Raw genomic sequence first — 9,130 nt, forward strand, 5'->3', positions numbered from 1 at the left:
CGCCCTCGATCAGGACCCGGCAGGCGACCACGAGGCGCCGGTCGACTCCGGCCCGGGGCGAGCGCCCCGGTCGGTGATCCCGCCCGGCGCGTTCGGCGCCTCGTTCACCGCGCGGCTTCCGAGGACCGCCGCGGTGCCCGGTGATCTCGGCGGGCCCGGAGGGTCCGGCGAGCCTGGTGGGCTCGGCGAGCCTGGTGGGCTCGGCGGGCACGGTGGACTCTACGAGCCCGGTGGACTTCACGAGCCCGGTGGCGGTCCCGCGGAGGGCCGGGCGGCGGAACACGGGGCGGGTGGCGGCGGCACCGGCGATCTCCCTCCTATGCCCGCGCAGAAGATCGACTTTTTTCGCCGCGGCGAACCGGGCCTGTTCGAGCCCGCGTCACCGCCCACCCAGCCGACCGACCTCACGCAGGACCGGCGCCGGACCCCTCGCCACGCCGGCGGCGACGAGTTCGACCTGCTGGACTACGAGATCCTCGGCGGCAGCGGCCGAACCCGGGACAGGGCAGACGGCGCCACCGATGTCGTCGACGTCGACATCGCTCCGGGCGCCGGCTCGGACCTGGGGCGCGACCCGGCCCGGCCGGCCGGCTACTTCCCGCCGACGGCCCCGACAACGCCGGCGGCCCCGACAACCGGCGCCGCTCCGATACACGGGGTGGTGGTGTCGTCCGCCGTCGAGGCCGCCGGTGTCGTGGCGGAGCCGGCCGTGGAGCCTCCGCTCGTCGGCGATTCCGCCGCGGCGGTCCCACCCGCCGAGGTCAGCGTGGTCAATGGTCCCAGTGTGGTCAATGGTCCTGGCACAGGTAGCGGTTCAGACGCAGGCAGCAGCGGTAGCAGCGCGGGCGGCGGTCTACTCGGGGTGCCGGCCCCCGGCCCGGATGCCGGCACCGCGCCGGGCACCTTCGATCCGTCCGCGGCGAACCCGCCGGATCTGCCTGCCCCGGCGCTGCCCGGGCTCGGGCACGGGCCCGCGGACGGCGCGGGCCAGCCGTGGGTGGCGGCGGGCGGCGCCGGGGCCTCCGAGGACGCCAGCGGCGCCGGCGGTGGCCCGGCTGACCGCGCCGACGGGACGGACACCGCGGACACCGCGGTCGCCGCGGTCGCCGCGGTCGGGTCGAACCACGGAGGTCCGGCCGACGGCGAGCGGACCATCGAGGCGCTGGAACGCCTGACCGAGCGGGTGGACGAGCTCGTCCGGCTGCGCCGGCACGACGCGGAGCTTGTCGATCGACTTCACGCGGAGAACGGACGGCTGCGCGGCGGTGAGCTGAACGAGGCGATGGCACCGCTGCTGCGTGGCCTCGTTCGCCTCTACGACCAGATGAGCAGCCTCGGCGGGGACGACAGCCACAGCGTCGCCGGGATACTGCGCAAGCAGCTGCTTCAGGTGCTGGACCTGGCCGCCGACGTCCGCCCGTTCTCGCCGGAGGTCGGTGACGCGTTCGATCCGGGGCGGTTCCTGGGCGTCCGTCGGGTCGATACGGATGACCCGGAGCTGGAGGGGAGCGTCGCGCGGACGGTCCGTCCCGGCTTCGTCCGCGGCGAGTCGACGGTCGTCCGCCCGGCGGAGACCGAGGTGTATCGAGGGCGCCGAGCACGCTGAGCGCACCGCGCCGAGGGGCCTGAGAACCGGGCCGAGGGGCCCGAGCGCACCGCCCCGGGGAAGCCTGGGCGCGCCCGGCGCCGGGCGGCTGGGCACATCGTGCCGAGGCATCCGGGGCCGCCTGCCGCGCTCGGTGGGGCGGCCGCCTTCAGCGGCGGTTGGCCACCCCGTCATCATCATGAGGCAGAGGCCGACTTCGAGCATCGTCGGCGGCGAGGCCGGCGGCATGGCCCGGATGGCCCGGATGGCCCGTCGGTGGGGTGTCGCGTCGCCGGTCGCGGGGGTGTCGGTGGCAGCAGTCGTCAGTGGAAGGGAAGATCAGACGGTGGCAGGCACCAAGGTGTTCGGAATTGACCTGGGCACCACCTACTCATGTATTGCCCAGGTCGACGAATACGGCCGCCCGGATGTGATCCGCAACATCGAGTCGCAGCCCACCACGCCGTCGGTGGTCCTCTTCGACGAGAGCGGTGCCGCGGGAGACGGTGGGCCCGCGGGCTCCTTCGTCGTCGGCACGCAGGCCAAGCGCCAGTCCCGGATCCGTCCCGACGACGTCGCCCGTCTGGTCAAGCGGCACATGGGCGCCTCGGACTGGCGGTTCGTGGCACACGACGTCGAGTACAGCGCCGCCTCGGTGTCGAGCCTGGTGCTCAAGGCCCTCGCCGCGGACGCGCAGCGGGCGACCGGAACGCCGGTCACCGATGTGGTGATCACAGTCCCGGCCTACTTCGGTGACGAGGAGCGCAAGGCGACCAAGCTCGCCGGGGAGCTCGCCGGCCTCAACGTGGTCGACATCATCAACGAGCCGACCGCCGCCGCGTTCGCCTACGGGTTCGCCCAGGACGGCCAGTCCGCCTCGACCGTGCTCGTCTACGACCTGGGCGGTGGCACCTTCGACACGACGGTGATCCGCCTCGACGGCAACGACATCACGGTGGTCGCCACCGACGGTGACCACGAGCTGGGCGGCGCCGACTGGGACAACGAGATCGTCCGCTACCTCGCGCAGAAGTTCGTCCAGGAGCAGCCGGACGCCGGTGACCCCCTCGACGACGTCTACGACGAGCAGGAGCTGCTCACCGCGGCCGAGGACGCCAAGCTCGCGCTCTCCGGCCGGGAGAGCGTGGACGTCCTGGTGGTGCACGGCGGAAAGCGGTGCAGCGTCACCTTCACCCGCGCGACGCTCGAGGAGATCACCGCGCCGCTGCTGCAGCGCACGGTCGACCTCACCGGCTCCGTCCTGCAGCGGGCTAAGGAGAAGGGCGTCGACACCATCGACCTGTGCCTTCTCGTCGGCGGGATGAGCAAGCTGCCGGCGGTGTCGCGCCGCCTCGGCGAGGCGTTCGGCCTCACCTGCCGGCTCGCCGACCCGGACCTCGCCGTGGCCAAGGGGGCCGCGGTCTACGGGCAGAAGAAGGCGCTGGAGCGCGAGGTCCGCGAGGAGCTCGTGGCCAGCGGGAAGCTGCGCCCCGACCAGTCCCTCGACGCCGCCGCGACCGGTGACCTCGAGGCCGCCGCGGCGGCGAGCGCGTCGGCCGCCGGGCTGACGACGTCCTCGGTGGTCGATCTGGTTCGCACCCGGGTGACGGACGTCACGTCCCGCGGCTTCGGGATCTTCGCGGAGGACCGCGGGTCGGCGGTCGCCGCGTTCCTGGCCCACCAGAACGACGCCCTGCCGATCGAGGTGAAGCGCACCTTCTACACGATCTCCGACGACCAGGCCGAGGTCGACATCCGGGTCTTCGAACAGGGCACCGGGGTCGAGTCGACCCGGATCGAGGACAACAAGGTGATCGTGGCCGGCGCCATCAGCGGCATCCCGGCCGGCCACCCGCGGGGCACCCCGGTCGAGGTCAGCTTCGAGATGGGGCGCGACCAGACGATCAAGGTCACCGCGACCCATGTCGGGGCGTCCGAGCCACTGGTGCTCCGGGTCACGGCCGGGGTCGGCAGCGAGAGCATGAAGACGGAGGAGTCCGCGAAGGTCAGTCTCCTCAAACAGCGGGACTGACCGCGCCCCGCGGCGGCCGGGAGACGGCGGAACAGTGGGGGCGACCACCACCGTGACCGCCGACCGGGTCGGGATCCGTACGCTCGTCGGTGAAGCGGCAAGGCCAGAGCCTGCGGGCGGCGGCGGAACGAGGGTGGAACGGTGAGCGCGGCATTCGACGGCAGCGGCTACCGGCGACGGGTGCTGGCTGCGCTGCGCGCCCGGACGCCGGTCGACACCGCCGACCCCTTTCTGATCGCGGACCTCGATCCTCGGCGTGAGCACACCGACTCGGAGGTGGCCGCGCAGCTCGCCCGGGTGGTCGCCTTCCTTCAGCGCGAACGCAACTCGGCGAAGTACGCGGCTCTCGCGACCGAGCTCGTCCGGAGGCGCGGTGAATGGGAGGCGCCGCTGCTGGACGGCGACCTCCGGATCCGCCTGCAGGCCCGGGTGCTCGACGCGCGGCGCAGCGGCGACGTCGAGCGGCTCGCCAAGCTCGACGGCTACCTCGTCACGCTTCGTGATCGTTTTGGTGGCATCCCGGCATCCCGGATCGCGGGCCTGCGCCGGCTAGCCACCGCCGCCGGCGTCAGCGACCCGGAGTTCGACGCCCGGCTGGCCCGGGAGAAGGTCCTTCCCGACGGCGACCGGGGCCGGGTCGCGCCGCTGGCCCCCGAGGTCCGCAGCCAGATCCGGCAACGGCTCGAGGACCTTCGGGTGTTGCGCGGCGGCGACCTGGTCGGCACCGCCTCGCTGTGGGACTTCCTGGGGGTGGCGCCGGACGCCGGGCCCGAGCGGATCCGGGCCGCCTGGGAGTCGGTCGCCGCGGGCAACGCCCGCCGCCCGCACGACCGGGAGAAGACCCTCACGGCCGACCTGCTCGCTATGGTGCGGTCCCGGCTGATCGAAAGCGACCCCGCCCCCTACACCGCGGGCCTGTCGGCCGACGTCGCGGACGAGCTGCGGCCGGCCGTCGAGGAGCACGTCGTGCTCGACGGGGAGCTGACCGCGGTCGCCTACGAGGGGCTGGTCCGGGCGGCGCTGGCCGCGGGCCGTGGGCTCGGCACCGAGCAGGTGAAGAGCGTCATCATCGGCATCGCCCGCGATCTCGGCGCCGCCGTGAGCACCGGCGGCGCCGTCGACTACGTGCTGTGCCCCGGCTGCGGGCGTCCCGAGCCGGTCGGCGGGTCCACGACCTGCCGGTACTGCGACACGCAGCTTTACACCGACTGCCCGGCCTGCGGCTCGCTCACCGAGGCGGCGGCCGTGACCTGCCGGCGATGCGGGTACAGCCTGCGTCAGGTCAAAGCCGCCGGTGACGCACTGACCGTCGTTCGGCAGGCGCTGGAGGACGGCCGGCCCCGGGCCGCCCGGGACGGTCTGAGCCGGGTCCGCGCGGCGCTGGCGGCAGCCGGCCCGGCCGCCGGCAACAGCGCGGCCCAGGCGGCGGACGAACTGGACTCCCTGGTGCGGGCCGCGCTCGCGGCGACCGAGGCGGGCTGGCGTGCCCTCGCCGAGGAACGTGTCACCCTGCGCCCGGACGCGGCGGTCGAACGCGCCCGCTGGCTGGTGGCCCGCGCCGCGGACGTCCCCGGGCCGGACGGCCGCCTGCCGGCCGAGGTGCTCGGGGAGCTGACAGCGGAGCAGGCGGTGATCCGGCGACGGGTCGAGGCCGCTCGGGCCCTGCCGTCGGACCAGCAGGAGGCGGCGCTCGTCGCGGTGCTGGCCACCGCGGCGGACAGCCAGGACGCGCTGGCCGCGCTGGCGGCGCTGCCGCTGCAGCCGCCGACGGACCTGACCTCCGTGCTGGCGGACGACACCGTCCTGCTGCGGTGGCGGCCGTCCGCGTCCGCCGGGCCGGTCAGCTACCGGGTGGAGCGGGTCGTCGTCGACCCGGCCTCGGGCCAGGTCGGCCGGCGCGCGTTGGGCACGACCGGCGCCACCGAGCTCGCCGACTCCGGCGCGCCGGCCTGGCGAACGGTGCGCCACGAGGTGACGGCGCTGTCCGGGGAACGGCAGTCCAGACCGGTGAGCACCGCGCCGCTCATCGCCGTGCGTGACATCGCCGACCTGAGGGCCGAGGCGACCCCGACCGGCGTCCGTCTGACCTGGCGGCCGAGCGGGCCGGCGGACACCGTGACGATCGAGCGGACGGTCGACCCGGAGTCCACCGTCACCACGCCGCCCCGACGGGCCCGGGTCACCGGCAGCAGCTTCCTGGACCCGGACGTGCTGCCGGGCGTGGGCTATCACTACCGCGCGTTCGTCGAGTACGTGGACGTCGACGGCAACGCCGCCCGCACGGCGGGCGCGCAGGCGGAGTTCGGAGTTGTCACCCGCCCGCGGCCGGTGACCGATCTGCTGGCCGGCGCCGAGCACGACCAGATCGCGTTGCGCTGGACCGCCCGGACCGGTGCGCAGGTGCGGGTGTACGCGGTCGCCGTACCGGTCGATGCCGCGGCTGGCGCCGCGGGTGTGATCGGGGTTTCGGGCGCGATCGGCGTGTCGGGCGTGTCGGGTGTGCCGGGCGTCGGCCCGGCGATCGCCGGTGTGGGTTCCGGGCCGTTGGCGCTGCTGGGACCGGAGGGCACGGAGGTACCGCTGGCCGGCCTGCTTCCGCCGCTGCGGCTGGTCGGCGCGAGCCGGCACGGCCAGCTGCGGGACGCGGCTGTCCAACGTGACCACGGGGCGAGTGAACTGATCTACGTGCCGGTCACGATCGTCGGTGACCTCGGCATCATCGGGCGGTCGGTCCGGCACCGCCTGGCCGCGCCCCTGGTCGGGCCGCCGGCCGCGCCCGCTCCGCCGATGTCGCCGATCGATCATTCCTCCGGCCGGGCCGTCTCCCCGCCGATCGGCCGCGCCCCGCTGCCAGCCGTCTCGCCGGGCACCCAGCCGGTGGTCATCGACGTCACGCCGACCCCGACCCCGACGGCGACGGCGCCCGCACCGCCGGTGCCGATGCAGGCGCCGGTGCCATCACCGGCGACAGCGCTGATCGAGCCGCGCAGATCCGCTCCGAGCGGGGTGCCGGGCATACCGCACCCCGCCGAGCCCCTGATGGCGTCGGGGCGGGTGGACGCGGATCTCGCCGGTGTCGCGCCGGCTACGGGTGCGTACCGGGTACCGGCCGGGCCGCCGACGGCCGGTGCGGCCGGGCCGGCGACGGTCGGTATGCCCGGTCCGCCGACGGCGGGTATGCCTGGGCCGGCGACGGTCGGTATGCCCGGGCCGGAAACGCTCGGTATGCCTGGTCCACCGACGGCGGGTATGCCCGGTCCGCCGACGGTCGGCATGCCCGGGCCGGCGACCGCCGACATGCCGGTCACCGAGATCTCGGGCGCGGGCGGTGCCGCCGGGCCGCACCCGGCCAGGCCGGGTGCGGCGCCTGCGGAATGGCGGTCTGACGTGCCGGCCGGCGCCGCGGCGACCTCCCTGCCCAGCCCGCCCACCGGGCAGGTGGTCATGCCGGATCTGAGTGGGCTGGCCTCGGTGTCGTACACCGTGGCGAAGGCGGGCTGGCGGCGCCGGACGCTGCGGGTGCAGGTGCGGTCCACCGGGCCGGTCCCTCGACTCGTGCTCGTCGCCCGCCCCGGGGAGGAACCGCCCACGACGCCGGCCGAGGGGCAGGTTCTCGCGGAGCTGCAGGCGGCGTCGGACGCGGGTTCGTGGACGATGGAGGTCACGCTCGAAGGCGCGCAGCTTCCGTGGGGTATCCGCCTTCTCCCGGTGGTGACGCCGGACGGGCCGGCGCTGTGGGTCGACCATCCCGAGGACGTCCAGCTCGTCATCCGCTGACATCGCCTACCGGCCGCGGGCAGGTCGCGCATCAAAGCACATTCGCGGTTCGGTGGCGGCGTCTCGGTCGAACCGCGAGGAATTTCTCCCGTTGTCGATCGGGCGGACCGCGGCGCGGACATCATCCACGCCGTTGTGTATCCGTTACTTAAGCCGACGGTGATTGGGCTGCGGATGATCTCAAGTTTTTCTTTCGTCGCGCCAGATATTTTCCGGTAGGACCACCCCCGTTCTGGTTAGTCCCTTACGATGAGCCCAATCACTCATACGGAGTATGGCCGGATTCATCCGTGATCCGGCCGGTGTAGCCGGAGAATCCGTCGGACGCGGTCGGCTCTGGCACCGATGCGGCGCGCTGGGATCTCGCCACGGCGGTGGTGGCCCGGAGGGGACGAGCCGTGGGTTGACCTGCGATCGGGTCTGCCGCGTGTGCCGGGTGCCGTTTGTCCGCCGGTGATCCACGCCACGACCGAAAGGCGGCGCCCGAAGCATGGCCCTGACATCCGGCGGCCGACCGACCCCTCAGGTCGACCGCTCATCCCGAACCGGCTTCCGCCGGAATTCCGAGAACACCCCGCGGTTTCGCCGACCAGGCCCTCGGTGGCACGGGTCCGGCCGCGGGGCGCGGCTGGGGCTGCTGGTCGTGACCGCCCTGCTGTTGCCGCTGGGGCTGGTCGCCCCGGTGCCGGCCGGCGCGGCCGGTACCGCGGCGAGCGCCTCCCCGAGCCCGGCCAGCTCGGCCGGCGCCGGCGCGGTGGATGCCCGCCCGGTACCGGTGACCGGCATGACGGCGACCACGGACACCGACGGCCAGCCGAGTCTCACGGTCGTACTCTTCGACGGTGACATCGTGCTGGTCGGGGGGCGCGGGTTCAGCCCCGGTCGGGACGTCGCCGTCACCGCCGCCACCGCCGAGCTCGGCGGTTCCGCGACGGCTCAGCCTGGTACGGACGGCCGCTTCATCCTCGGGTTCCAGGTGCCTGCCGGCTTCTCCGGCCGGGTGACGGTGACCGCCAGGCAGGACGCGCTCGAGGTGAGCGGCACTCTCGACGTCGTCGACGCGGAGCTGACCGCGCCGGCGGCCGAGACGCAGGGCACCGCGACGGCGGAGTCGGCGACCGCCGAGCCGGCCGTGACGCCGGCTCCGTCCACCGGCGCGGCGCCGAGCCCGTCGGCGCGCACCGGGTCGACGCCCGCCACGCCCGGGAAGCTCTCCGGGCTGCCCTGGATGTCGGGTGTCTACCCGTCGCACATCCTGGCGCAGGTGCTGTCCTTCGGGAACTGGCGCGGTCGGCCGAACGACGTGGCGCATGTCTTCACCGTCCGGAGCAAGGGGTGGTCCGCGATGGTCGAGCCGCGCTGGCCGCTGGACCTGTACAAGGGCTTCCAGGGCACGCTGATCATCAGCCAGCCGACCTTCCCGAAGGGACAGGGCAACAACGCGGCGTGTGCCCGGGGTGAATACGACAGGTACTGGAAGACGTTCGGTACCTTCCTGAAGAACAACGGTCGGGCCGCTTCCATCGTCCGGATCGGGTGGGAGTTCAACGGGACCTTCATGTACTGGCATGCGGACAACGCGGGCACCGAGTTCCGTGACTGCTTCCGCAAGATCTCCACGGCCATCCGGTCCACGGATCCGGAAGTGAAGATCGACTGGACCTTCAACGCGCATGCCTCGCCGGTGCCCAAGACCGGGACTCCGTGGGCCGCCTACCCCGGGGACGAGTACGTCG

At 73.9% G+C, this 9,130-nt stretch carries 4 protein-coding genes; all 4 read left to right on the forward strand.

The window, feature by feature from the left end; all coding sequences use genetic code 11:
• Nucleotides 1-1,606 (forward strand): hypothetical protein (locus tag FREUN1FDRAFT_RS45615; RefSeq protein ID WP_006545414.1); only part of this gene is annotated, 1,606 nt, incomplete at its 5' end.
• A gap of 325 nt (nt 1,607-1,931) precedes the next feature.
• A complete protein-coding gene (locus tag FREUN1FDRAFT_RS36375) occupies nt 1,932-3,617 on the forward strand; it encodes an Hsp70 family protein (protein ID WP_035957283.1) in 1,686 nt (561 codons plus the stop codon).
• A gap of 141 nt (nt 3,618-3,758) precedes the next feature.
• A complete protein-coding gene (locus FREUN1FDRAFT_RS36380; RefSeq protein ID WP_006545416.1) occupies nt 3,759-7,394 on the forward strand; it encodes a hypothetical protein in 3,636 nt (1,211 codons plus the stop codon).
• Between the two features lie 643 nt (nt 7,395-8,037).
• Nucleotides 8,038-9,130: beta-mannanase (locus tag FREUN1FDRAFT_RS36385; RefSeq protein ID WP_232295583.1), on the forward strand; the 1,093-nt coding region annotated here is incomplete at its 3' end.

The sequence above is a fragment of the Parafrankia sp. EUN1f genome (assembly GCF_000177675.1).
Lineage (GTDB): Bacteria > Actinomycetota > Actinomycetes > Frankiales > Frankiaceae > Parafrankia.